The organism is Kluyvera sp. STS39-E (assembly GCF_040932435.1).
Taxonomy (GTDB): domain Bacteria; phylum Pseudomonadota; class Gammaproteobacteria; order Enterobacterales; family Enterobacteriaceae; genus Kluyvera.
Genome location: NZ_JBFQGA010000006.1, coordinates 353,591 through 378,698, shown reverse-complemented (window position 1 = coordinate 378,698; position 25,108 = coordinate 353,591). Strand labels below are relative to the sequence as shown.

Below are 25,108 nucleotides of genomic sequence, written 5' to 3'. Positions count from 1 at the left end.
GGCGGGTGTCATGATGCAAAAGCAGTGGTCTGAAGTTGATAATTATTTAATAGAAAATCTCATTCCTGACTGTCGGGTTTTGGCTCAGGTTTTGGAAAATAACCATCGTGCTGGGCTTCCCGCACACGATGTTGCGGCCAATCAGGGGCAACTGTTGGCGCTGTTTGTCCGGATGGTCGGGGCAAAATCGATACTGGAAATTGGTACGCTTGGCGCGTACAGCACCATCTGGATGGCGCGAGAACTGCCGGAAAATGGGCGGTTGATTACGCTGGAAGCCGACCCTAAGCACGCGAAGGTGGCCCGTGAAAATATTCAGCTCGCCGGGCTTGGCGATCGCGTGACGCTTCACGAGGGGCCAGCGCTGGATTCACTGGCGACATTGGCAACAGAGGCGCCCTTCGACCTCATTTTCATCGATGCCGATAAACCCAACAATCCATATTACCTACAGTGGGCGTTGAAGTACGCCCGTCCCGGGACGCTGATTATTGGCGATAACGTGGTGCGCGATGGCGAGGTGACTAATCCGAATAGCACTGACGAACGCGTGCAGGGCGTGCGCCGGTTTATCGAGATGATGCGCAACGACCCGCGGCTCACGGTCACGGCGCTGCAAACGGTGGGAATCAAAGGGTGGGATGGATTTACGCTGGCATGGGTGAATGCCTGATGACGTGAAGCTTTAAGGCCTACAAGAACGCTTATTGTAGGCCCGGTAAGCTTGCGCCACCGGGCAATCTTTACGCCGTAATCTGCTCCATCGCCTGTAAAATACGCTTGTCGGAGATGGGGTACGGAGTTCCAAGCTGCTGCGCAAAGAAGCTGACGCGCAGCTCTTCAATCATCCAGCGGATCTCTTTCACGTCTTCATCTTCCCGACGCGCTGGCGGCAGCTTATTCAACCACTGCTGCCACGCCTGCTGCACGCTTTCCACTTTCAGCATTTGCACTCGGTCGCGGTGCGGGTCAACGGCCAGTTTTTCCAGACGTTTTTCAATCGCCTGAAGGTAACGTAGCGTATCCCCCAGTCGACGGAAGCCGTTGCCGGTGACAAAACCGCGATACACCAAACCGTTCATCTGTGCCTTAATATCCGACAGGCCCAGCGCCATCGTCATATCCACGCGCCCTTTCAGTCGCTTGTTGACGTTAAATACGGCAGTGAGAATTTGCTCAACCTGTTTGGCGATACCGACCACCGTTTCGTTGAGGTCGGCGCGAACTCGTTCATGCAAGGCTGCAAAGCCTGCCTCCGTCCACACCGGGCCGCCCGCTTCGTCAATTAGCTTATCGACGCCGCAGGAGATGCAATCATCAATGAGATCAAGCACCTTACCGTACGGGTTGAAGTACAGCCCCAGTTTGGCTTTATTCGGCAGCTTCTCGTGCAGATATTTAATTGGCGATGGAATATTCAGCAGCAACAAACGACGCAAACCGCGCCACATCATCTGCTGTTGCTCCAGTTCGTTATCGAACAGCTTGATAGCCACACTGTCGCGTTCATCGACCAGCGCCGGCCAAGCTTTCACCTTATAGTTGCCGCGTTTTTGTTCATAACGCTCCGGCAGGTCGCCAAAGCTCCAGATATGCAGATTACTCTGCTCGATACCATCGTCAGCAACCGCCGACAGCGTCTCCTGCACCTTGCCCTTCAGCGCATCTTTCAGATCCTGTAAGACACGCCCTTCCTGCAGTTTCTTGTTTTTGTCGTCAACAACCCGGTAGGTGATTTTTAGGTGATCGGGCACCTGATCCCACTGCCAGGCATCGCGGTCAACGGTGACACCGGTCATCCGGCGCAGCTCGCGCTCCAGAGAATCAAGTAACGGCAGCTCCAGCGGCGTCACGCGGCCTAAGAACGCTTCAGCGTAGTTGGGTGCCGGTACAAAGTTACGGCGAACAGGTTTCGGCAACGATTTAATCAGCGCGATAATCAATTCACGGCGCAGCCCTGGAATTTGCCATTCAAATCCGGCCTCTTCAACCTGGTTTAATAACGGCAGCGGAATATGCACCGTCACACCGTCAGCATCCGCGCCCGGTTCAAACTGATAGGTCAGACGCAGCTTCAGGTTGCCCTGATGCCAGAAGTTCGGGTAGTCCAGCTTGCTGACCTGCTCCGCCCCTTCCTTAATTAGCATGTGCTTCTCAAAGTTGAGCAGATCCGGCGTTTCACGGCTGGCCTGTTTCCACCACTTGTCGAAGTGGCGCGCGGAAATCACATCATGGCTGATACGCTGGTCGTAAAATTCGAACATCGTCTCGTCATCCACCAGAATGTCGCGACGGCGCGATTTATGCTCCAGCTCTTCAATTTCATTGCGCAATTTTAAGTTGTCGCGGAAGAACGCGTGGCGTGTCTGCCAGTCGCCCTCGACCAGCGCATGACGGATAAACAGCTCGCGGCACAGAGCCGGGTCTATTTGGCTGTAGTTAACCTTACGCGCCGCGACAACCGGCAGACCGTAAACGGTCACTTTTTCCGTCGCCATCACCGCGCCTTGCGCGCGCTCCCAGTGCGGTTCGCTGTACGAGCGTTTCAGCAAATGTTGGGCGACAGGCTCAACCCATTCCGGATCGATGCGGGCGGCAATGCGTCCCCACAGGCGGCTGGTTTCCACCAGTTCGGCAACCATCGCCCATTTCGGCGGTTTCTTGAACAAGCCAGAGCCCGGGAAGATCGAGAATCGAGCGTTACGCGCGCCGGTGAACTCCTGCTTGTCGGTATCTTTCATACCGATATGCGACAACAGACCGGTGAGCAGCGCGATATGAATTTCGCGATATTCCGCCGGTTCGCTGTTCACCGGAATGCCCAGTTCCTTCACCACCTGGCGCAGCTGAGTGTAGATATCCTGCCACTCGCGTACGCGCAGATAGTTAAGGAAATCCAGCTTGCACTGACGGCGGAACTGATTCGACGACAGCGCTTTTTGCTGCTCGCCTAGGTAGTTCCACAGGTTCACAAACGCGAGGAAGTCAGACTCTTTGTCGTGGAATCGGCGGTGTTTTTCATCCGAAGCCTGCTGTTTGTCCATCGGCCGCTCGCGCGGGTCTTGAATGGAGAGCGCCGACGTAATGATCATCGCTTCGCGCACACAGCCATGTTTTTGCGCTTCCAGCACCATGCGTGCCAGACGCGGATCGACCGGCAGTTGACTAAGCTGTCGGCCCAGCGGCGTCAGCTTATAAGCGGTTTGCTGTTCGTCGGTGGTAATCGCGCTCAGCTCCTCGAGCAAACGCACACCGTCTTGAATATTGCGCTTATCCGGAGCTTCGACAAACGGGAACGCCGCGATATCGCCCAGCCCCAGTGCGGTCATCTGCAAGATAACCGACGCCAGGTTGGTACGCAGAATTTCCGGGTCGGTAAACTCAGGACGCGAAAGGAAATCATCTTCCGAGTACAGACGAATACAAATACCTTCCGACACACGACCGCAGCGGCCCTTACGCTGGTTTGCCGACGCCTGTGAGACCGGCTCTATCGGCAGACGCTGGACTTTCGTGCGGTAGCTATAGCGGCTAATACGTGCAGTACCCGGATCGATAACGTACTTGATCCCCGGCACGGTCAGCGACGTTTCCGCCACGTTGGTCGCCAGTACAATGCGACGTCCGCTGTGCGACTGGAAGACCCGGTTCTGTTCGCTGTTCGACAAACGCGCATACAGCGGCAGGATTTCCGTGTGTCGCAGGTCGCGCTTACTCAGCGCATCGGCGGTGTCGCGAATCTCACGTTCACCACTCATAAAGATCAGAATGTCGCCCGGGCTTTCACGGCCCAGTTCATCCACGGCGTCGAAAATGGCCTGTAGCTGATCGCGCTCGGTGTCGTCCGCCTCTTCAACGATAGGACGATAGCGTACGTCGACCGGATAGGTTCGACCGGATACTTCAATAATGGGCGCATTGTTAAAGTGGCGCGAGAAGCGTTCTGGATCGATGGTCGCCGAGGTAATGATGATTTTCAGATCAGGGCGGCGTGGCAGCAGTTCACGCAGGTAGCCGAGCAGGAAATCGATGTTCAGGCTGCGTTCGTGGGCTTCATCGATAATGATGGTGTCGTACTGCATCAACAGGCGGTCTTGCTGGATTTCGGCCAGCAAAATACCGTCGGTCATCAGCTTGACCATGGTGTTGTCGCTGACGTGATCGCTAAAACGGACTTTGTAGCCGATGCAGCCACCCGGCTCAGTTTGCAGCTCTTCTGCAATACGATTAGCGACGGTACGCGCCGCCAGACGGCGCGGTTGGGTGTGACCGATAAGGCCTTTGATCCCACGCCCCAGCTCCATGCAGATTTTTGGCAACTGCGTGGTTTTACCCGAGCCGGTTTCCCCGGCAACGATAACCACCTGGTTGTCGCGAATAGCGTCGAGAATGTCCTGTTTTTTCTGGCTTACCGGCAGATTTTCCGGGTAGTCGATCTGCGGACGCGCGGCTTCGCGTAGCACGACTTTACCTGCTGCCTGTTCAATTTCTTGCGCCATCTCCTGAATAATGGCCTGTTGAGCATCAGGATTTTTAACCTTCTTAACGCCATGTAATCGGCGGATAAACCGCTGTTTATCCCGCAGCATCAGCGTTTCAAGGCGCTGGTTAAGCATCGAAAAGGTGATTTTTTGTTGTTCTGTCATAGTGTTATCAGGCAGCTTAGTGCCGGGAAAAAACTCTTATAAAGTATGGTCCTAGAGTACCACATTTGTGTATTTCATGCTTTGTTCAAAAAAACTGACAATAGAATTCGATATATTGCGCTATCCCTGTGGCAGGAATGTGAATAGAGTGTCAACAAGCAACAGGGCAACGCCCGTCAATCAAATATAAGGAATTACCTATGAGCAAAGTATTGGTTCTGAAATCCAGCATCCTGGCAGGCTACTCTCAATCAGGTCAGCTGTCCGACTATTTTGTTGAACAGTGGCGCGAAAAGCACTCCGCTGACGAAATCACCGTCCGTGACCTGGCTGCGAACCCAATTCCAGTACTGGATGGCGAACTGGTAGGCGCACTGCGCCCAAGCGATTCCCCACTGACTCCACGCCAGCAGGAAGCGCTGACGCTCTCTGACGAGCTGATTGCCGAGCTGAAAGCACACGATGTGATTGTTATCGCCGCGCCAATGTACAACTTCAACATCCCAACTCAGCTGAAAAACTACTTCGACCTGATTGCCCGTGCTGGCGTGACCTTCCGTTACACCGAAAAAGGCCCAGAAGGTCTGGTGACCGGCAAACGTGCTATCGTGCTGTCCAGCCGTGGTGGGATCCATAAAGATACCGCAACCGACCTCATCACCCCGTACCTGAACGTGTTCCTGGGCTTTATCGGTATCACCGACGTGAACGTAGTCTTTGCTGAAGGCATCGCTTACGGCCCAGAAGTTGCAACCAAAGCGACTTCAGATGCGAAAGCGGTCATCGACAGCCTGGTTGCCTAATCGCATTCAGCCTTAGATACCCATAAAAAAACCTGCTGATGCAGGTTTTTTTATGCCGTAAACGACAGCCTATTACCACCGCAGGCTTTAGCCCTTCGCCGCAATGCCATCAAGCTTCGCCAGCACCTCAGCCGATAGCACCACCTGGCTGGCAGCCATATTCTCCCGCAGGTGCTCCACCGATGAGGTGCCGGGGATCAGTAAGATATTAGGTGAACGGTGCAGCAGCCAGGCCAGCGCGGTCTGCATTGGCGTAATTCCCAGCGAGCTGGCAATGTCATTCAGGGTTGACGATTGCAGCGGCGAGAAGCCGCCCAGCGGGAAGAACGGCACGTAGGCAATGCCATCGCGAGCCAGTTCATCAATCAGCGCATCATCACCACGATGGGCGATATTGTATTCATTTTGCACGCAGACAATGTTGGCTATCTTACGCGCTTCGGCAACCTGAGCGGACGTGACGTTACTGACCCCGATATGCTTCACCAAACCCTGGTGCTGCAGTTCCGCCAACGCGCTGATGGATGCCTCAATCGAGCCTTCACTCGGCCCATGTCCGTCACCGAGCATAATGCGCATATTGACCACATCCAGCACATCCAGCCCAAGATTACGCAGGTTATCGTGCACCGCTTTTTTGAGTTCTTCCGGCGAGAACGCCGGGAGCCAGGCTGCGGCCTCATCGCGGCGAGCGCCAATTTTAGTGACAATCACCAAATCGTCGGCGTAAGGATGCAGCGCTTCACGGATTATCTGATTGGTTACGTGCGGACCGTAGAAATCGCTGGTATCGATGTGATTCACACCCAGCGCCAGCGCTTCGCGCAAGACACTGATTGCCGCGTGACGATCTTTTGGCGGGCCAAAAACACCCGGCCCTGCCAGCTGCATTGCCCCGTAGCCGAGGCGATTGACAAATTGGGAACCAAGGGAAAACGTACCGTACTGAGTCATAACGTCCTGCCTGTCGCATCATGAAGTGTCATTCTATTCTTAACCATTGCGCAAAGGCGCTCAACAAGAATAGATGGCTTTTAGTGCATTGCGCGGCAAATGTTCTTAATTCCACCACGTTATTTCCCCGTTCAGCAAGCTGCCTATTTTGGTGTTGAAATGAAGACGCTGACGCTATAGGTTTGACTGCACCAATAAAGCACTGCGGATCATGATGTTGCGAATCAAGCGACGGGTGAATTCCTGTGTAATATTGCGTTGATAAAAAACTTTAATAATAAATAGCAGCAGAACCCTTCGTCCTTAATACAAATTAATATCACGGATAAAAATGTATAAAAATATTTTAGTCGGTGGCCTGGCCGCCATACTTCTGAGTGGATGTACCGCAGGTTTCAGGCCTGCGCTTGAGGATTATAAAGGCACCGATGCCGCGCGTATTCGCGCCAGCACCTCTGGTAATACCGCATTGCAGTTTTACGAAAAGCAGGTAAATGGTTGCTATAAGAAAGTCCTTGAGAGACGCATTACCACTGGTCTCGCTATTATCGGTATTCCGGTAACCGGCAACAAACGACTTTCAGACATGCCAGCGTCTAATGATGTTAAAGGCGTATTTATTAATGAGTTCACCATCAAGCCGGGACAACTCATTGATATCGTGCATTACGCCAGCACGACATCCCATTCTGATTTCGTCCCGCAGCCGAACCATAATTACGATATTATCGTTACCGGTTCGTTATATTCCGGTGATTCTGTGGCGGTTAAAGATTTGGATGCTAACGCTAAAATGGTGCGCTGGAGAACGGACGGCGTTAAATTGTGCCCGAGTGGGGTTTTTGATTAATCTTATGCTTGGAGTTGATAAGGCTTCTTCGCGTTTGGCTTAAGGGAAAGACCATTCGGGGTTCAGCTCCCGGTTGCGCTCCTTTTAGCATTCCGCCATATAAAACGAACGGATGCAGGGAGCGCTTCGGTGATTTAGACGCCACCCACACCGCTGCGTTCTTTTAGTTAACAGCAAGCAACGGAGTGGCTGGAACCAATGAGTCCCCGCTTGAAATCGGCGAGCCGGAGAATGGAAGACAAGGTCAGGACGCCATGGATGGCGGACTGAGGCGAACCGAGACAGGATGTCGAGTTTCGCCGTGCCGCAGGCTGGAATTCGGAGGAGAGCGTAGTGCGAAGCACCGATTTCGCTGCGGGGCCGCGGGGATTGCAAAGGGGGTCACGGCTGACCCCCTTTGCCCGTTCACCGGTGAAGAGGCTCCCTGTTCTGCCGAACATAAAGTGAACGGAACCCAGCTCGATCTTCATTACGCCTGATAGAAAACACAAACTAGCGCCCTACGTTCTCCTCAGCAACGTTTCGCTGATGACGACTCATCAACCAAAACACCGCCAGCCCAGCTAGCACAATCCCAGGCGCTGAAGCCGCCATCACCCCCACCGTCCCCGTGCCGAGTGCCAGCATTTTACCGGCGAGCAGTGGGCCGCTCATCGCCCCCAACCGCCCAACCGCCACCGCGGTACCCACCCCGGTGGCGCGAATTTCAGTGCCATAGAACAACGGAGCCAACGCATAAAGAACGCTTTGCCCACCGGTGGCGAACATCCCGGCAACAAAGCCCGCGGCTATCATCATGCTAAATGAGCTCGCCGTCCCCAAAGCAATCAGCGATGCCAGCATGCCGCAGTAGATCAACAGCGACATTTTAAGCGGGCTGAGTTTGTCCATCAGCGCGCCCAGCATCAGCGTACCCAGCGCAGCCCCCATTTGCAGTGCAAACATCACACCGGCCGCCTGTGAGCGACTAAATCCCTGATCGACCAGCAGCATTGGCAGCCAGTTAATCAGCATATACACCACCAGCAGGGTAAAGAAATAGCACAGCCACAACAGCAGCGTTGAAGACGCGGTGCCAGAGGCAAAAATGGCGCGCAGCGGTGCTGGAGCATCTTGCTGCTGGCGGCTAAACGCCTGCGACTCCGGCAAGCGGAGCATCAACAGCGGAACCAGCAGCAGCGGCACAATGCCGCCAACCCAGAATATCGTCTGCCAAGCCTGCGTCAGGCCGCTGAAGCCCATAGCAGCTGCCAGCGCCGCGCCAATCGGTACGCCGCAGTACATCAGACTAACCGCTGTACCGCGAAAACGGGGTCCCGCCGCTTCAGAGGTTAGCGCAATCAAATTGGGCAGCGCCGCCCCTAACCCCGCGCCGGTCATAAAGCGGGCAAACACCAGCGAGGGGAAATCCCACGCCAGTGCGGTCACAATCGAAAATAGGCCAAACAGCACCACCGAGCCCAGCAGGACTTTCTTACGTCCGTGCCTGTCGGCTAGCATGCCGCCAAACAATGCCCCCGGCAGCAGGCCAAGGATCCCAGCGCTGAAAATCCAGCCCATCTGCATTTTGTCCAAACCAAACGCCTGAGCAATACCGACGGCGGCGATGCCCGCGGCCTGTAAATCCAGCCCTTCCATCAGAGCGACTAAAAAACACAGCCCGACGGTTTGCATCAGGCGGGACGTCTTCGGCGGTGAGGTAGCATGGGTGATATTCGACATAATAAGACCTTTTGTAGAGTGCAGGTTGAAAGGTGGCCGATACGTTGCCGGCCACATTATTTTTTCATTTTCGTTCGCCCGGTCGGTACATTGCCGACCGGTAGTTATCAGGCTTGTGCTTTAGCTTTTAGATCCAGCGCGACGTCAACGATCATATCTTCCTGACCGCCCACCATCCGCCGTTTGCCCAGTTCGACCAGAATATCAACCGCGCTTAGGCCGTAGCGGGCTGCCGCCACTTCACTATGACGCAGGAAGCTTGAGTACACGCCGGCATAGCCCAGCGCCAGCGTTTCGCGATCGACGCGAACCGGACGATCCTGCAATGGGCGCACTAAATCGTCAGCGGCCGCCATCAGCGCGTACAGGTCAGTGCCGTGTTCCCAGCCCTGCTTGTCAGCAGCGGCGATAAACACTTCCAGCGGCGCATTCCCGGCGCCCGCACCCATGCCGGCCAGGCTGGCATCAATACGGTCGCAGCCCTCTTCTACCGCCACCAACGAGTTAGCTACGCCAAGACTTAAGTTATGGTGAGCGTGCATACCGGTTTGGGTTTCTGGGCGCAGGACATCTTTCAGCGCGCGGAAGCGATGACGAATGTCGTTCATGTTCATCGCGCCGCCGGAGTCCACCACGTAAATACAGGTTGCGCCGTAGCTTTCCATCAATTTGGCCTGCTGCGCCAGATTCTCCGGGCTGGTCATATGGCTCATCATCAGGAAACCGACGGTATCCATCCCCAGCTCGCGGGCATAGGCAATGTGCTGGGCGGAGACGTCCGCTTCGGTACAGTGCGTCGCGACACGCACCACACGGGCACCGGCCTGGTAAGCATTTTTCAAATCGTGCAGCGTGCCGATGCCGGGGATCAGCAGCGTGGCAATTTTACTGTGGGTCACCACCTCTGCCGCCGCGGCAATCCACTCCACATCGCTGTGTGCGCCAAAACCGTAGTTAAAGCTGGAACCCTGCAGACCGTCTCCGTGCGCCACTTCAATGGAATCGACGCGGGCATCGTCCAGCGCTTTCGCAATCTGGCGTACGTTATCTAATGAATATTGATGGCGGATAGCGTGCATACCGTCGCGTAATGTCACGTCTGAGATATAGAGTTTTTTACCGTTCATGCGACTTCTCCTGCCACTTTCATGCGCGTTTGGGCCATTTTTTCTGCGGTCGACATCGCCGCGGAGGTCATAATGTCGAGGTTGCCTGCATAGGCTGGCAGGTAGTGCGCCGCACCCTCCACTTCCAGATAGACGGCGGTTTTCAACCCGGAGAACTGTCCCACGCCCGGAATGTTGACCGGTTGGTCTTCCGGAATGACCTCAAACTGGACCTTTTGTTTTAAGCGATAACCCGGCACATAGGCCTGCACCGCCGCCGCCATCTCTTCAATGGAGGCTTCAATTTCCGCTTGCGATGCCGCTTCGCTCAGCACATACACCGTATCGCGCATCATGACCGGCGGCTCTGCCGGGTTTAAAATGATGATGGCTTTACCCTTCGCCGCGCCGCCGACAACCTCAATCGCCTGCGAGGTGGTTTCGGTGAACTCATCGATGTTGGCGCGCGTGCCCGGCCCCGCTGATTTACTCGAGATTGAAGCAATAATTTCCGCATAGTGGACTTTCGCCACCCGTGACACTGCCGCCACCATTGGGATAGTGGCCTGCCCGCCGCAGGTCACCATATTAACGTTGCCCTGCGACAGATTTTTATCCAGATTCACCACCGGCACGCAGTACGGGCCAATCGCCGCTGGCGTCAGGTCGATCAGACGAATATCCGGTTTGGCCTTGCGCAGCGCCGCGTCGTTCTTAATGTGTGCACCGGCGCTGGTCGCATCAAACACGATATCGATGTCGGCGAACTCTTTCATCGCCATCAGCCCGCTAACTCCTTCATGCGTCGTGGCGACACCCATGCGTTTGGCGCGCGCCAGACCGTCGGAATTCGGATCGATACCCACCATCACCGACATTTCCAAATGCTTGCCATGGCGCAGAATTTTAATCATCAGGTCGGTGCCGATATTGCCGGAGCCGATGATGGCGACTTTACATTTACTCATGACTGACTTCCTTCTTGTACCGCGGAAAACGTCGTGGATACCGAACCAATGCCTTCGATAAACGCCTCAAACCTGTCGCCCGGGTTAACCGCAACCATCGGGCCAAGTGCGCCGGTCAAGATGATGTCACCGGCGCGCAGCGGCTCGTCGAGGCTGGCCATCTTGCGCGCCAGCCACACGGCGGCGTTCAGCGGATGGCCTAGGCATTCGCTGCCTAAACCACGAGAGACTTCTTCGTTATTGCGCGTCATCTTCATGACGCAATTTTTCAAATCCAGCGCCGCCGGACGCTGTGCAGGTCCGCCGACCACATACACGCCGCAGGAAGCGTTATCCGCAACGGTATCGACGAATTTTATCGACCAGTCGCGAACCCGGCTGCCAACCACTTCCAGCGCCGGAAGCACCCATTCAATAGCGTTGTACAGCTCGTCAAAAGTGGTGTCGGCATGCGGAAGATCGCGGTTTAACACCAGCGCGATTTCCGCTTCAATTTTCGGCTGCAGCACACGCGAGAACGGGATAGTTTCGTTATCGCCGTAACACATGTCGGCGAACAGCGTGCCGAAGTCCGGCTGGTCAACGCCCAGTTGCTGCTGCACTTTCGGATGGGTTAATCCCACTTTGCGGCCCACGATACGACGCCCCTGCGCCACGCCATGCTGGACGTTAATGCGCTGAATGGCATAGGCCGCTTCGGCGTTTTCAATACCGATAACATCGCGCAGTGGCTCAATGATTTGCCCGCGCTCTTCGGCGTGGCGTAAGGCCTGCGCCAGCGACTCCAGAGAGTAATTCGACATGTCGGCTCCTTATGCGCGGTCGAGGAAATTCAGCACCAGTTGGTTGAACGCGTCGGCGTGCTCCCACTGCGCCCAGTGCCCGCAGTCGCGGTAAATGTGCAGCTCAGAACCGTTAATGCCCGAGAGCAAGCGCAGCCCCGCATCCATTGGCACGAAACGGTCGTTACGGCCCCAAACCACCAGCGTCTGCGCCTTGATTTCGCCCAGTCGAGGGCCAAAATCCGGGAACTGTTTCGGGTTGGCTTCAAGACTTTTAATGAAGTTTTCCAAGTGATCGCGACGCGACAGCATATTGTTGAGACGCGCTTCAAACAGCGCTTCGGTCAAATCGCTGGTGTCGTAAACGAAAATGCTCATCATCTTTTTGAGATTATCGATGGTCGGCTCGCGATACAGGGCGTTCAGCAGTTTGATGCCTTCGGTTGGCATCGGGGTAAACAGGCTCATGCCGCCTGTACCGCCGCCCATCAGCACCAATTTGCCCACGCGCTCAGGCCACGTTAAGGTGAATGCCACCGCGCTGTGCCCGCCCATCGAGTTGCCCAGCAGGTGAACTTTTTCGATATCCAGTTGATCCACCACGCTTTTCAAAATGCGGGCGTTAAGGTCGGAGCGAGAGCCGGTATTAACGATGGAGTCGCTTTTGCCCCAGCCCGGGCAGTCCAGCAGCAGCACGCGATAGCCGGCCTCGACCAATGGGTCGATATTGCGGCTAAAGTTAGCCCAGCCGGTCGCCCCAGGGCCGGAGCCGTGCAGCAGAACAACGGTTTCGTCGCCCTGACCGCAGTCGTTAAAATGGATGCGTAGCGTCTGCCCGGCCTCTTCAACGTTGAGAAAACGGCTGGTGGCAGCTTCGGTTTGTGGTTGATAACTCATCATATTCTCCTGCTCAATCAATTCGTGGTAGTGGCGCTCAGGGAGCCAAATCCGGCGATCCACTCAGGGATCGGGCGATAGTAACGGCCTTCCGTGCGGTAGTTGCCCATCGCGGCAAGCGTGGCGAATGCGGCGGCCCAGGTTTTCACTTCGTGCGTCGATTTACCGGCAATAGCGGAAAGCTCTTCGTTACTAATGGCGTCTAATTCGGTTAGTCGCCCCTGCTCGAGCAGCGACATAAACTGGTTATCCCAGATAGGGTTGAGCGGATGCAGCGTCTTTTGGTCTTCAACAAAACGCTCAGCGGCTTCAATCACCCGGCGCTGGCGCAATTCGCGCTCGTCGGCTGGCAGGTATCTGCCGCTGCCCAACAATCTGTCGCGCATATGCGCATCCACTCGAGCCAGTTCCGGTACCGGCGGCTGATGCGACAAGCCGCCCGAGCCTAAAATCAGCACCCGTTTGTTCAACGTTGACAGAAAGCGTCCCATGGCTTCACCCAGCATGCGGGTGCGCTGGAAGCCCGGCAGCGGCGTCGCTACACCGTTGATAAATACCGGCAGCACCGGCACGTTATCCAGCCCACCGAGCAGCAGTTCCAGCGGCTGAGCAAAACCATGATCGACCTGCATACAGTAGGAAACGGCTAAATCGATGCCGCTTTTCATCACCGAATGGGCGCAGGCTTCTGCCAGTTCAGTTGGCACCGGCAGTTCACCTGCCGCACTTGAGAAATCGCCAATCGAAGTTGCGCCGACGCCGAGGCAAAACGGCGGCATCACGTCGTAGAAAAATCCGTTGTAGTGATCCGGGGCATACAGCACCACCAGTTCCGGCGCAAACGCCGCAATACGGTCGCGGGCCGCGGCGATGACGCCATTGACCTCATCCAGCACCACTTGTTCCGGGTCAACGTAGCCCACCAGCGGCGTATGGGAGAGACAGTGAAGATAGGCATTCATCTCAGGCCACCTTTTCAACAAGAAGGTCAGAATCCACGCTGGTTAACGCCATCACGTCAGCAAGCTGGTCGAGTTTTTGACTTAGGGTTTGTGGAATAGCCAGCGCCGCAACGAATCGGTCTGGGCGCACGATGACAATCGAAGCATCCTGCGCGGCGAACCAGGTTTTCAGTCGGTTTTGGCTATCGCCAATGCGGATAACGCCGTCGAAATTATCCTGCGGCGTGCGGATCTGCACCTCTGGGACCACCTGAATAAAGCAGGTGCCCAGTTCACGCCATTGGGCAATTTGGCGATCGTTCATGCCCCACAGCGGGTTGCATCCCCAGGCTATCACCGCAAATTTGGCACCAATCACCTGGTCGAGCAGGACGACATCTCCGTTTTCATGGGTCACTTTGGGCTGAATAAACATTTTGCCCACCGGCGAGGATTTCGCGTTCCCCTCCAGCAGCAGCGCACCTTCGCGATACTGCGGCATCGGCTTAAAGCGCATTTCTAGGAAGTAGCGTTTGACCGGCGGGAGATAGTTCAACAGCCAAGAGATGCCGTCGCGCACCGTGCCGTGCCAGCGCTTTGACGGCGCAAGGACGTTACCGGCGGTAACGGAGAGATCGATCATGGCTTTGGCGTGATCGCGACGCTCTTGCTGATAGCTATCCAGCAGCGTATCGCCGGCCTTGCCCTTCACCACCAGCGCCAGTTTCCACGCGAGGTTGAAGGCATCGCGCATGCCGCTGTTGTAACCCTGCCCCTGCCAAACCGGCATGATATGGGCGGCATCCCCGGCCAACAGCACGCGGTCGATGCGAAAACGTTCGGCTAAGCGAGCGTTGTGGGTGTACACACGCTGGCGGATCAGCTCGACATTATCCGGGTCAGGCAGCACCTGGCTTAGCAAGCGACGCATATTCTCTGGCTCGCTGAGCTGTGCCTCCGTTTCCCCCGGCATCACCATAAATTCGAAACGACGTACGCCGTGCGGCAGCGCAGCGGAGACATACGGACGAACCGGGTCGCAGCACAGATAAATATGCGGAGTGGCGAGCGGGTCGTTGGCAATATCAATAACGATCCACTGGTTAGGCGCCGTCTTGCCCTCGAACGGCACATTCAAGGTGCGGCGAATCACACTTGCCCCGCCGTCACAGGCAACCAGCCAGTCGGCTTTAACGGTTTCACGTTCACCGCTGGCGCCTTTCAGATTAATAGTGACACTGTCACTATTTTGGCTAAACCCATCTAGCTCGCGGGAGAACAGGCAGCGGACGTTCGGGAAGCGTTTTAGGCCCTGATACATCACCTCATCAACCTGTGGCTGAATGAAAGCGTTACGGCGCGACCAGCCAAACTCGTCGGTCATCGGTTGGATATCGGCAAAACAGCGGCCTTTCGGCGTCAGGAAACGCATGGCATGCCACGGCGTGGTGTGCGGCAGGACTTTATCCACGAGATCCACGGATTGCAGGGTGCGCAGCGCTTCATCGTCAATACCGATGGCTCGCGGATAGTCGATGAGCTTATCCAGTTTCTCGACCACCAGCACCTCGATGCCCATCTGTCCTAAATAGTTCGCCATCATCAATCCCACCGGACCCGCGCCAGCAATGGCGACCTGAACGCGGTGTTGTACTGCGGGTTGGATATCTGGATTGGATGTTGTCATCTTTAATACCTCACGGCTCGGACCAAACGATCGACTGCGGTTAATGACAGCGATCGCTTGTTAAATGGATGTAAAATATTTTTATAATGAACGCAGTATATGTCCGGGAATTTGCGCTACAATCAAAACAAGCCAAAACGTGCACTAGGTGCACAACGTTGTTTTAGATGAATAAATGGCGGGAAAAGTGAAGAACAGCGAGAGCACAGACTACAAAACGGTCCGCGGATTAACCCGTGGGTTATTGTTGCTAAATTTGTTAAATAAATTCGACGGAGGCGCATCAACCGCGACCCTGGCCGAGTTTAGCGGCCTGCATCGCACCACCGTAAGACGATTGCTGGAGACCCTTCAGGAAGAGGGATATGTGCGGCGTAGTCTGTCAGACGATAGTTTCCGTTTAACCCTGAAAGTTCGGCAGTTAAGCGAGGGATTTCGTGACGAGCATTGGATTTCTGCACTCGCAACACCGTTACTTGGAGAATTATTGCGCGAGGTCATATGGCCGACCGATTTAACCACTCTGGACGTTGACGCAATGGTAGTGCGCGAAACCACTCACCGCTTTAGCCGCCTCTCCTTTCACCGCTCAATGGTTGGCCGCCGTCTGCCGCTGCTGTTGACGGCTTCTGGCCTGACCTGGCTTGCCTTCTCGCCCGACAGCGAACGCCAGCCGATTATCGCGATGCTGGCCGGACGCCCGGAAGAGGAATATCAGTTAGCGCGCGAGCCGGAAAAACTCGAGGCCATCCTTGAGCGTACCCGACAAAATGGTTATGGCGCCAACTTCCAAGGCTGGCAATTGGAGCAGAAAATTGCCTCCATCGCCGTTCCGGTGCGCAGCCAGGGCCGTGTTATCGGCTGTTTGAATCTCGTCTATATCGCCAAAGCGATGACTATCGAGCAGGCGGCGGAAAAACATCTACCAGCTTTGCTGCGGGTGACGCACCAGATTGAAGAACGAATGGAAGAAGAAGAGATCGTCTATGAGCGGCGCTGAGGGGATTTTCACTTTATTCATATAAGACTTATCGTCTGCGGGCTATTTTTCCCCTCACCGCTTGCGCCTAACATCCGGGCATTGCAGACAATACCCGGAGTTACCATGAAAGCATTCGCCATTACCCGCGCAGCCTTACAGGGCAGCAACATTGCCAATATTGAAGCCATCACGTTGCCCATCCCGCAGGCAACCGGTCACGATATTCTGGTCGAAGTGAAGGCCATTTCCGTCAATCCTGTGGATACCAAAGTTCGTGCCGGATTCTCCGGCGATACCCCGCGCGTACTCGGCTGGGATGCGGTTGGTGTAGTGAAAGAGATTGGCGACGGCGTAACCCTATTCGCCCCCGGCGATGAAGTTTGGTATGCCGGGGCGCTGGGCCGTCCAGGTAGTAACAGTGAGTTCCAGTTGGTGGATGAGCGCATTGTGGCGCTGAAACCCAAAACGCTGGATAACGCCTCAGCGGCCGCGCTGCCGCTGACCGCTATCACCGCGTGGGAGTTGCTGTTCGACCGACTGGGCGTACAGCGCGAGGGGAATGCTGGCGATACGCTGCTGATTGTCGGCGCGGCGGGCGGCGTCGGTTCTATTTTGACGCAACTGGCGAGTAAGCTTACCAAAATGACGGTCATTGGCACCGCTTCTCGTCCACAAAGCCAAAAGTGGGTGCGCGATGCCGGAGCCGATTATGTTGTCGATCATACTAAACCGCTGAATGAAGAGCTGGCGCGCATTGGGATTAAAGAGGTCACCCATGTTGCCAGCCTCAATAATACCGAAGGCCATTACCTGCAGCTGATTGATGTTCTAGCGCCGCAGGGGAAACTGGCGCTGATTGACGATCCGCAAAGCCTGGACGTAGTGCCGCTGAAGCTGAAAAGTATTTCGCTACACTGGGAGTTTATGTTTACCCGTTCAATGTTTGAAACCCGCGATATCACCGCACAGCATCATTTATTGACCGAGGTGGCGACACTGATTGACAACCAGATCATCAAAACCACCCTTGGCGAACATTTCGGCATCATCAGCGCGGAGAATTTGCAAAAGGCGCACGCCCAGCTTGAAACCGGTCGTGCGGTCGGCAAAATCGTGCTGGAGGGGTTTTAAGATGATTTCGTTGATTGCCGTATTGAAGGCCGAAACCGGAAAAACCGACGAACTGCGTCAAGCGCTTCAGGCGTTGCTGTTACCTACGCGCCAAGAGCCGGGCAACGTGGAGTATGCGCTGTTCCAGCTACGCGACGAACCCGAAACCTTCTACATGCGCGAGTCGTGGAAAGACCAGGCGGCGATGGATTCACACGTTGCCCAGCCACATTTTCAGACCTTTATCGCGCAGATGGATGCCCTGCTGGCTGAGCCCTTACGCTTGGACTATTTGACCCCGATTGAGCCGCGATAGCCATTTTTCATAATGTGCTGGCCACTGTACCGTTGGCGTTCCCAGTCGGCCCATGGCAAAACCGTGGCCGCCGGTTGGGTAGCGATACAAAGTGACGTCAACCTGCTCACGAATGCATGCGGCCTGCATGATTAGCGTATTGCGCGGGTCGGAGACCGGGTCATCTTCCGCCTGCACCAAGAATACGGGTGGCGTTTGGGGCGTGACGTAGTGCTGCACCGACCATGCAGCTTCTTGAGCGGGCGTGGCGGCGTGGCCCAACAATATTTTATGCGTTGAAGTATGGTTGAACGGTTTCTCCAGCGTGATTATCGGGTAAATCAGCGCGGCGCTGTCCGCTCGTGGGGGCAGATTGTCCAGCGCATCAATGCGCGTATAGCTGCGATAATCTGGCCGTGTTGCCGCCATCGCCAGCAGATGTCCCCCGGCAGAAAACCCCAACACGCTAACCTGCTTTTCACGGCTTCGCACCATGCGCAGCGCTCGCTGAGCATCCTGTAACGCCACTTCATTGCCATCGTGCCAACCCTCTCCCGGCAAACGGTAACTCAGGATGTAGGCGGTATAACCGCGCGCCACCAGCCAGTGCGCCGCGGGCCAGGCCTCCATGGCCATTTCAATCCGCTTGTAACCCCCTCCCGCCGCAATCAGTACGCCGTGACCGTTTGGCGATACCGGTGTGACTACCGTTAAAAACGGCAGCGCAATATGGCTTTGTGCCCCCTTTGGGCTGATGTGCATCTCACCCGTTGGCCCGCCGCCGCCCGGGGGGAGTCCCGGCCATAAACGCAGCGTATAGGGCGATTTCACCGCCGATGCGGCAAAAATAGCCCCGGATTTCAGCGCTAATGCGACGGTGGGGAAACACAATAAAAACTGTCGGCGATCCATAATGATGCTCTGAGTCTGGCGAGATGCTCAGTTAAGCAGAAAAAATGGTCGTGAGGATGAAGGATGTGTGGCGAATTGTGACGAACAGGTCGGCGGTGCGCAGGCGGTCAGGCTAAATTCTGAAAACACAGAACATGTGTATTTATACAGCAGTTGTTGATTGCCGCTCAAGCTTGCGCTGCTATAGGATGGTCGTAATCCCGATTTTCGGGAGAGGCGCAATGTTGCGGGGGCTTGATCCCTGGCGGCAGCTGTTGCTGGAAAGAGAAAACCCCCGCACGTTGTTCGGTAAAACCTGGCAACAATACGGGGGCTAACCTTGACCGTCAACACGTTGAGAATAGCCGCGAATCGTTGCCATTGCAATCAGGATAGCGCTATGACGCTGATGCAATGGGCGTTTATGTTCTGGCACGATCTGGCCGCTCCGGTCATGGTCGGTGTGCTCACCGGTCTGATTCTGGGCTGGTGGCGTAGTCGGAAGTAAACGCCCGGGCGTCATGAGCGCCGCGATGGCGGCATGCGCCCGAACCGGGCCGCGGGGGAAACTCTGCGGCCTTTTTCGTTAGTGACGCCCAGGCCAGTAGAAATTTAGGGGTATTCCCGTCAGACGGTTTGCAATTACATTCGTTATATAATCAAATACACACCGTTTATTCACTCCTGACTGAGCGACCCATGTCCACACTACACCGTTTACTTCTCGGCCTTACGCTTGCCTGCTCTTGTCTCGCGTCCGCAACTCCGGCCCTAGCCGATCGTACCGTCACCGACCAGCTTGGCCGACAGGTTACCCTGCCCGATACCGTTAACCGCGTTGTTGTTCTGCAGCACCAGACGCTAAACCTGTTGGTTCAACTCAATGCCTCCGATGATGTTGTCGGTGTGCTGAGCAGTTGGAAAAAACAGCTCGGCCCGCAATTCGCCCGCTTTATGCCCACGATTGAAAAGCTGCCAATGCCGGGCGACCTGACCCAGGTCAACATTGAAAGCCTGCTAGCGTTGCATCCGCAGGTGGTGTTTGTGGCAAATTACGCCCCTGAACCGATGATCCAGCAGATTCAGAATGCCGGTATTCCGGTGGTGGCAATTTCACTGCGTGAAGACGCCGTGGGCGAAAAGAATAAAATGAATCCGTCGATGGCAGACGAAGAACGCGCCTATAACGAAGGACTTAAACAGGGTATCCGTCTGATTGGCGAGGTGGTGAATCGTGATGCCGAAGCCAAAAAGCTGATTGACTATATCTTCGCTGCCCGTGCCAAATTTAATGCCCCGGTTGCCACCATTCCTACGGCGGAAAAAGTGCGGGTGTATATGGCAAATCCCGATCTCAACACTTACGGCTCCGGCAAATATACCGGCCTGATGATGCAGCATGCGGGCGCAATGAACGTGGCCGCCGCGACGGTGAAAGGCGCACGCCAGGTATCGCTTGAGCAAGTGCTGCAATGGAACCCGCAGGTTATTTTCGTGCAGGACCGCTATCCGGAAGTGTTAAAGCAGATAACCACCGACCCGCAGTGGCAGGCCATTGATGCGGTGAAAAACCATCGCGTGTGGCTAATGCCGGAATACGCCAAGGCCTGGGGTTACCCAATGCCGGAAGCGCTGGCAATTGGCGAATTGTGGATGGCGAAAAAACTCTATCCGCAGCGCTACACCAACATCGACGTCGATGCACAAGCGCAGGATTACTACCGCCGTTTCTATCGCACTGACTGGCAGGCTAATGCACATCAGTAGCCATCCGAAATCGGTTCAGGGTGGGCTGATGCTGCTCACTCTGGCCGTCGCTGTCGTCTCGCTGTGCTTTGGCCAATATGGCTTATCGATCAAGGATGTGCTGTTCCAGTTGGCCCATCCTCATCATACCGTTGATATCGCCCACCAAATTGTCTGGTCGGTGAGACTGCCAAGGATCCTCATGGCTCTGCTGGCCGGCGGCGCGTTGGGGCTATGTGGCGCGACATTGCAGGGAGTATTTCAAAACCCGCTGGTCGATCCGCATATTATCGGCGTGACCTCCGGTTCTGCCTTTGGCGGCACGCTGGCGATTTTGCTCGGACTAAGCATGCCGATGATGATGGGTACCACCTTCTTCTTTGGCCTGTTGGCACTCACCTTGGTCTATCTGCTGGCCGCCTTACAACAGCGTGAAAGTACGCTGGTCTTGATTCTGGCCGGGATCATCTTGAGCGGCTTTTTTGCCGCGCTGGTCAGCTTAATGCAGTACATGGCTGACACCGAAGAGGTGTTGCCCAACATTGTCTTTTGGCTACTGGGCAGCTTTGCCACCGCTAACTGGACGAAGGTTTTACTGCTGGCAATCCCGATGACCTTGGCGGCGCTAGTGCTGTTTAAACTACGCTGGCGCATTAATTTGCTGTCGTTGGACGATAAAGATGCTCGGGCGCTGGGCGTACAGGTGACGGCATTACGACGCGGCGTGTTGCTGTGTTGCGCGCTGCTGGTCGCCGCACAGGTGGCTGTGAGCGGCAGTATTGCATGGGTCGGTTTAGTTATCCCGCATCTGGCGCGCATGCTTGCCGGAGCCGACCACCGTCGTCTTCTTCCCTGCGCATTTTGGCTCGGAGCCAGCTTTATGGTGCTGGTTGACGATCTCGCCCGTACCCTTACCGCCGCGGAGATCCCCATCGGGATTATCACCGCGCTGGTTGGCGCACCGCTGTTTGCCGTTATGTTAGTGCGCGCGAGCCGTAAAGGAATGCTGAAATGACCCCATCGCTTACGCTATCGCAATTAGAATATGGTCACAAAGCGCCGCTTTTCGCTCCGCTTGATCTGCACTGTCGGCCCGGGGAAGTCTGGGCGGTACTGGGAGCCAACGGGCGCGGTAAAAGCACCTTGCTGGATACCATCACCGGCGTGCTGCCCGCCCTTAGCGGCAACGTCACCGTCTCCGGCGGCGTCGGGATTGTGCCGCAGTCGTTTCGCGCCGCCTTCGCTTGGCGAGTGAAAGAGGTGGTATTAATGGGTCGCGCGCGTCATATCGCCCTTTTCTCTCAGCCGCAGGAAGAAGACGAACGGCAGGTGCTGGAAGCGCTGGCGCTGTTGAATATCACTGAGCTTGCGGATGCGATGTTCAGCAACCTTTCCGGCGGGCAACAGCAGTTGGTGATGATTGCCCGCGCGCTGGTAAGCGCCAGCCAGAATATCCTGTTAGATGAACCGTGCTCGGCGCTGGATTTAGGCAATCAGCAAACGGTGTTACAGCTCATCATCGACCTTGCGCGGGCGCAGGCTCGTACGGTGATGTTCACCACTCACGACCCCACTCATGCGCTGCAGGTCGCCAGCCATACGCTGCTGCTGTTGCCTAACGGACAGTGGCTGGCGGGCGCCACGGCGGATATTGTCCAGCAGGAGACGCTACGGCAGGCCTACGGAGTTACTGTGCGAAAAATCCAACTGCCGGATTACCCGACCGCCGTGGTGACGCCGCTGTTTGAACTTAGACGCTAGCCTTCAGGAAACCCGCCTCATGTAGGCAGCGCTGCCCTTCGTCCGCGAGGACAAACTGGCAAAACTGCCGTGCTGCGTCGTTTTCGTCCAGCATCGCCATGTAGTATTCGCAGCGAATATTCCACTCTGCCGGTATGCAGACGCTGCGGAGATCCGTTTCCTCCGTCAGCGCCGTGGCGTAATGCGCATAGCCGATAAACACGTCAGCCAAATTTTGCCGAATGATCCAGCTGCTCGCCATTTCACCCACGGGTAACACCAGCGTGTCGCGCCCGCCCACCAACGGCATGGCCCGCAATTTTAGTGACTCACCGAGACCCGGATGGCGAGCTTCAATACGGTCAAATAGCTGCCACGTATAGTCGCCCGAAGGATCGCACTGCGGCGTCGAGGTTCCCAGCCGCAACGTGTTGTCACTTAATAACTCCAGCCAGCTTTTACCGGCGGTTTGCGGAGTGTTTCTCACGGTTAAAATCAGTTCATTACGGGCGAAAAGGCGCGGTTCACTCGCGCGTCCAGCGGCATAAAGCGCCTGCGGGTGTTGGCGATTAGCCGAAGCAAAAACGCAACATGGCTCGCCTTGTTCAATTCGTTCACGCAGCAAACCTGCCGGGCCGTAGTGGATGGTCATCGGTATCCCGCTTTGTTGCGTAAACCGTGCCTGGAGGGGGGTAAATGCGCGGCGGAGACTACCCGCCGCGAACAGAGTGAGTGTGGAATGCATAAGAGATCGTCATCGCCCGGAAATAAGCGTTATGTTACTCGGGCTATTACGCTATTGACCAGCGCTTTAATAACGAATTTGCGCCAGCGCCCGGAGCTGCTCCGGCGTCGCCACCGGCAGGTGGAAGAAATCCAGATAAGCGGGGATCATTTCAAACAGCATATCGGTACCGCGTTGCACCGGACATCCTCGCGCCATTGCCGCCTGTAGTAACGGCGTAATCTCCTGCTTCATCACCACCTCGCCAACAAACGTACCGGGCGCAATCCGCTGCACCTCAATCGGCAGCGGATCGCCGGGCGCCATGCCGAGCGGCGTGGCATTCACCACCAGCGAATGTCCCTGCGGATCGTTCGACATGACCGTCAGTTTAAGTTGCGGATAATGGGTTTGCAGACGGTCAGCCAGCGCTTGCGCCGCCGCCTCTCGCGCATCAAACAGCGTTAGCGCACTAACGCCCGCGGCCGCCAGCGAAGCGGCTATCGCCGAGCCCACTCCGCCGCTGCCCGCCACCAGCGCTCGCGCGCCCCGGGTTTGAAAGCCTTTACGCTGAATGCCGCGCACAAAACCGTCGCCGTCAAACATGTCGCCGGTCAGCGAGCCATCGCTTTCCCGGCGAATGGCGTTACAGGCACCGGCAATTTGCGCCGTGGGGCTAAGACGATCAACCAGCGAACAGGTCGCCACTTTGTGCGGCATCGTGACCAGCGCCCCCGCAATATTGGTCAGGGAAAATAATGTCGGGATTAACGCGGCGTAATCTTCCGGTTTAATTCCCATTGGCACCACTTTGACGTCCACCTGCTGGTTTTCAAACCACGGGTTGTAGATCATCGGCGCCTTAAAACTGGCCGTGGGATAGCCTAAATGCGCAATAAGGCGCGTGTGACCACTAATTTGCATGCGTGGCCTCTTGGTCTGGCAGATCCAGTTCGATACGCTTAACGTCGCCCAGAATAAACAGATACGCCACTACGCCCAGCAGCGCCGCACCGCCGATATAAATCAGCGCATAGAAGAAATTGCCGAAGGCGGCGACGATAAAACCAATCACCAGCGGCGTCAGGATCCCCGCAAGGTTGGCGCAAAAGTTAAATAAGCCGCCGGTTAATCCGCCCAGCCCTTTTGGCGCCATATCCGAGATCAAGGTCCAGCCTAGCCCCACCATGCCCTGCCCGAAGAAGGCAAACGACATCACCAGAATGACCGCCATATCGCTGTGCAACCAATTCGCACTAATGATGCAGCTCGCCATCAGCAGCCCGGCGATAATCGGCAGCTTGCGCCCCAAATTCACATTGCCGGTGGCTTTGAGCAGTTTATCGGAGACCCAGCCGCCGAACATTACGCCGCCCGCCGCCGCGAGGAACGGCAGAATGGCAAAGAAGCCGACTTTCAGCCAAGGCATATGACGTTCAGTCGCCAGATAGGTTGGAAACCATGTGAGGAAGAAGACCAGTACGGTATTGCCAGCAAACTGACCGATGCTCGCCCCGACAATCTGTCGTTTGCCAAGCAGTTGGCGCACCAACGGCCAGCTAAAGACTTTGCGCTGTTCGGCACCGGTGCTCATACCGCCGCCCGCCATAATGTAGTCCCGCTCTTGCGCACTTAAGCGTTTATCTTCATGCGGCTCGCGGTAGTGACGCCACCAGACCAACGCAAACAAAATGCCCACCACACCGACGGTGATAAACAGCATGCGCCAGCCAAAGCCGTCCATAATCCAAAACAGCAGCGGCGCAAAGCAGGCCAGCCCAAGATATTCGCCAACCGTATAAACCGCCGTGGCTCGGGCGCGTTCTTGCTGTGGAAACCAGGCGCTCACCACTCGACTGTTGACCGGAAAACACGGCGCTTCGCTGATACCCAGACCAAAACGGCACAACAGCAATGACTTCAGGCCGACGGCGAAACCGTGGAATAGCGTAAACAGTGACCAAAAACTCAGCGCCAGAAAATAGGTCACTTTATTGCCGAAGCGGTCGAGGAACATGCCACCGGGGATTTGCGCTAGCGCGTAGGTCCATGCAAAGGCGGAAAAGACGATGCCCATCACCGCCGCCCCAATACCCAGTTCCTGAGTCAACTGCGGGGCAGCGATGCCCAGCACGGTTCTATCGAGATAGTTAATCATGGTGCCGACGGCTAGCAGCGCCAGAATGCCGATACGCCGCCGGGTGCGAGGAACTGCGTTAACCGCCTCAGCGGTCGCCACGCGATTATGGCCGAGTGAGTTCATA

General features: G+C 55.9%; 23 protein-coding genes. 10 read left to right on the top strand and 13 right to left on the bottom strand.

The features are described 5' to 3' along the window. Positions 1-13 precede the first annotated feature (13 nt). Positions 14-673, top strand: coding sequence for an O-methyltransferase (locus AB4K05_RS15845; protein WP_368480966.1), 660 nt, complete (start codon positions 14-16; stop codon positions 671-673). 70 nt (positions 674-743) lie between these two features. On the opposite strand, the gene hrpA is transcribed toward AB4K05_RS15845, so the two are convergent. After that, on the bottom strand, positions 744-4,646 hold the full coding sequence (gene hrpA / locus AB4K05_RS15840; RefSeq protein WP_368480882.1) for an ATP-dependent RNA helicase HrpA: 3,903 nt from the start codon (positions 4,644-4,646) through the stop codon (positions 744-746). A gap of 200 nt (positions 4,647-4,846) precedes the next feature. On the opposite strand from hrpA, the gene azoR reads away from it, so the two are divergent. Next, positions 4,847-5,449, top strand: a complete 603-nt coding sequence (gene azoR, locus AB4K05_RS15835; protein ID WP_368480881.1) for an FMN-dependent NADH-azoreductase — start codon at positions 4,847-4,849, stop codon at positions 5,447-5,449. An 87-nt stretch (positions 5,450-5,536) separates the two neighbouring features. On the opposite strand, the gene AB4K05_RS15830 is transcribed toward azoR, so the two are convergent. Continuing rightward, positions 5,537-6,403: an aldo/keto reductase family oxidoreductase gene (locus AB4K05_RS15830; protein WP_368480880.1), complete on the bottom strand. Its 867-nt coding sequence runs from the start codon at positions 6,401-6,403 to the stop codon at positions 5,537-5,539. A gap of 331 nt (positions 6,404-6,734) precedes the next feature. On the opposite strand from AB4K05_RS15830, the gene AB4K05_RS15825 reads away from it, so the two are divergent. Continuing rightward, positions 6,735-7,253, top strand: a complete 519-nt coding sequence (locus tag AB4K05_RS15825; RefSeq protein ID WP_368480879.1) for a hypothetical protein — start codon at positions 6,735-6,737, stop codon at positions 7,251-7,253. A gap of 492 nt (positions 7,254-7,745) precedes the next feature. Here the strand turns inward: AB4K05_RS15825 and mhpT are convergent, their stop codons facing one another. The 7 genes from mhpT to AB4K05_RS15790 all read right to left on the bottom strand — a co-directional run bounded on the left by mhpT (position 7,746) and on the right by AB4K05_RS15790 (position 15,356). Next, entirely contained in the window at positions 7,746-8,975 is a 1,230-nt protein-coding gene (mhpT, locus tag AB4K05_RS15820; protein WP_368480878.1) for a 3-(3-hydroxy-phenyl)propionate transporter MhpT, read from the bottom strand. 107 nt (positions 8,976-9,082) lie between these two features. Then, positions 9,083-10,102 carry a 4-hydroxy-2-oxovalerate aldolase gene (gene mhpE / locus AB4K05_RS15815; RefSeq protein WP_368480877.1) on the bottom strand — a complete coding sequence of 340 codons (1,020 nt, stop codon included), beginning with the start codon at positions 10,100-10,102 and terminating at the stop codon, positions 9,083-9,085. After that, positions 10,099-11,049 (bottom strand): acetaldehyde dehydrogenase, encoded by a 951-nt coding sequence (gene mhpF, locus AB4K05_RS15810; protein WP_368480876.1) that lies wholly within the window; start codon positions 11,047-11,049, stop codon positions 10,099-10,101. Before mhpF ends, mhpE begins: the two co-directional genes overlap by 4 nt. Continuing rightward, the gene (gene mhpD / locus AB4K05_RS15805) at positions 11,046-11,852 is read right to left on the bottom strand and encodes a 2-keto-4-pentenoate hydratase (RefSeq protein WP_368480875.1); all 807 of its coding nucleotides are present in this window, start codon (positions 11,850-11,852) and stop codon (positions 11,046-11,048) included. The genes mhpF and mhpD overlap by 4 nt, the downstream gene beginning before the upstream one ends. Positions 11,853-11,861: 9 nt before the next feature. Then, on the bottom strand, positions 11,862-12,728 hold the full coding sequence (gene mhpC, locus AB4K05_RS15800) for a 2-hydroxy-6-oxonona-2,4-dienedioate hydrolase (RefSeq protein WP_368480965.1): 867 nt from the start codon (positions 12,726-12,728) through the stop codon (positions 11,862-11,864). A gap of 17 nt (positions 12,729-12,745) precedes the next feature. Then, positions 12,746-13,690 (bottom strand): 2,3-dihydroxyphenylpropionate/2,3-dihydroxicinnamic acid 1,2-dioxygenase, encoded by a 945-nt coding sequence (gene mhpB / locus AB4K05_RS15795; RefSeq protein WP_368480874.1) that lies wholly within the window; start codon positions 13,688-13,690, stop codon positions 12,746-12,748. Position 13,691: 1 nt separating this feature from the next. Next, positions 13,692-15,356, bottom strand: coding sequence for a bifunctional 3-(3-hydroxy-phenyl)propionate/3-hydroxycinnamic acid hydroxylase (locus AB4K05_RS15790; RefSeq protein WP_368480873.1), 1,665 nt, complete (start codon positions 15,354-15,356; stop codon positions 13,692-13,694). A gap of 187 nt (positions 15,357-15,543) precedes the next feature. Between AB4K05_RS15790 and AB4K05_RS15785 the strand changes: the two genes are divergently transcribed. The 3 genes from AB4K05_RS15785 to AB4K05_RS15775 all read left to right on the top strand — a co-directional run bounded on the left by AB4K05_RS15785 (position 15,544) and on the right by AB4K05_RS15775 (position 17,764). After that, on the top strand, positions 15,544-16,356 hold the full coding sequence (locus AB4K05_RS15785; RefSeq protein WP_368480872.1) for a DNA-binding transcriptional regulator: 813 nt from the start codon (positions 15,544-15,546) through the stop codon (positions 16,354-16,356). A 105-nt stretch (positions 16,357-16,461) separates the two neighbouring features. After that, positions 16,462-17,469 (top strand): zinc-binding alcohol dehydrogenase family protein, encoded by a 1,008-nt coding sequence (locus AB4K05_RS15780; RefSeq protein WP_368480871.1) that lies wholly within the window; start codon positions 16,462-16,464, stop codon positions 17,467-17,469. 1 nt (position 17,470) lies between these two features. After that, a complete protein-coding gene (locus AB4K05_RS15775; protein WP_368480870.1) occupies positions 17,471-17,764 on the top strand; it encodes a putative quinol monooxygenase in 294 nt (97 codons plus the stop codon). Here the strand turns inward: AB4K05_RS15775 and AB4K05_RS15770 are convergent. Continuing rightward, complete coding sequence (locus tag AB4K05_RS15770; RefSeq protein ID WP_368480869.1) at positions 17,726-18,655, bottom strand: alpha/beta hydrolase; 930 nt, start codon at positions 18,653-18,655, stop codon at positions 17,726-17,728. The genes AB4K05_RS15775 and AB4K05_RS15770 overlap by 39 nt on opposite strands. 379 nt (positions 18,656-19,034) lie before the next feature. Here AB4K05_RS15770 and AB4K05_RS15765 point away from each other — a divergent pair, with 379 nt between their 5' ends. The 4 genes from AB4K05_RS15765 to AB4K05_RS15750 all read left to right on the top strand — a co-directional run bounded on the left by AB4K05_RS15765 (position 19,035) and on the right by AB4K05_RS15750 (position 22,141). Further along, positions 19,035-19,142: a type I toxin-antitoxin system toxin Ldr family protein gene (locus AB4K05_RS15765; RefSeq protein WP_349593424.1), complete on the top strand. Its 108-nt coding sequence runs from the start codon at positions 19,035-19,037 to the stop codon at positions 19,140-19,142. 191 nt (positions 19,143-19,333) lie between these two features. Next, entirely contained in the window at positions 19,334-20,401 is a 1,068-nt protein-coding gene (locus AB4K05_RS15760) for an ABC transporter substrate-binding protein (protein WP_368480868.1), read from the top strand. Next, the gene (locus AB4K05_RS15755) at positions 20,388-21,395 is read left to right on the top strand and encodes a FecCD family ABC transporter permease (protein WP_368480867.1); all 1,008 of its coding nucleotides are present in this window, start codon (positions 20,388-20,390) and stop codon (positions 21,393-21,395) included. Before AB4K05_RS15760 ends, AB4K05_RS15755 begins: the two co-directional genes overlap by 14 nt. Continuing rightward, positions 21,392-22,141 (top strand): ABC transporter ATP-binding protein, encoded by a 750-nt coding sequence (locus AB4K05_RS15750; RefSeq protein ID WP_368480866.1) that lies wholly within the window; start codon positions 21,392-21,394, stop codon positions 22,139-22,141. The genes AB4K05_RS15755 and AB4K05_RS15750 overlap by 4 nt, the downstream gene beginning before the upstream one ends. Here the strand turns inward: AB4K05_RS15750 and AB4K05_RS15745 are convergent. From AB4K05_RS15745 to AB4K05_RS15735, 3 genes are all read right to left on the bottom strand, one after another. Further along, positions 22,131-22,865, bottom strand: a complete 735-nt coding sequence (locus AB4K05_RS15745; protein ID WP_368480865.1) for a substrate-binding domain-containing protein — start codon at positions 22,863-22,865, stop codon at positions 22,131-22,133. The two genes, AB4K05_RS15750 and AB4K05_RS15745, sit on opposite strands and share 11 nt — an antisense overlap. A 66-nt stretch (positions 22,866-22,931) precedes the next feature. Then, entirely contained in the window at positions 22,932-23,768 is an 837-nt protein-coding gene (locus AB4K05_RS15740; RefSeq protein ID WP_368480864.1) for a shikimate dehydrogenase, read from the bottom strand. Continuing rightward, positions 23,758-25,107 carry an MFS transporter gene (locus tag AB4K05_RS15735; protein ID WP_368480863.1) on the bottom strand — a complete coding sequence of 450 codons (1,350 nt, stop codon included), beginning with the start codon at positions 25,105-25,107 and terminating at the stop codon, positions 23,758-23,760. The genes AB4K05_RS15740 and AB4K05_RS15735 overlap by 11 nt, the downstream gene beginning before the upstream one ends. Position 25,108: the final 1 nt, after the last annotated feature.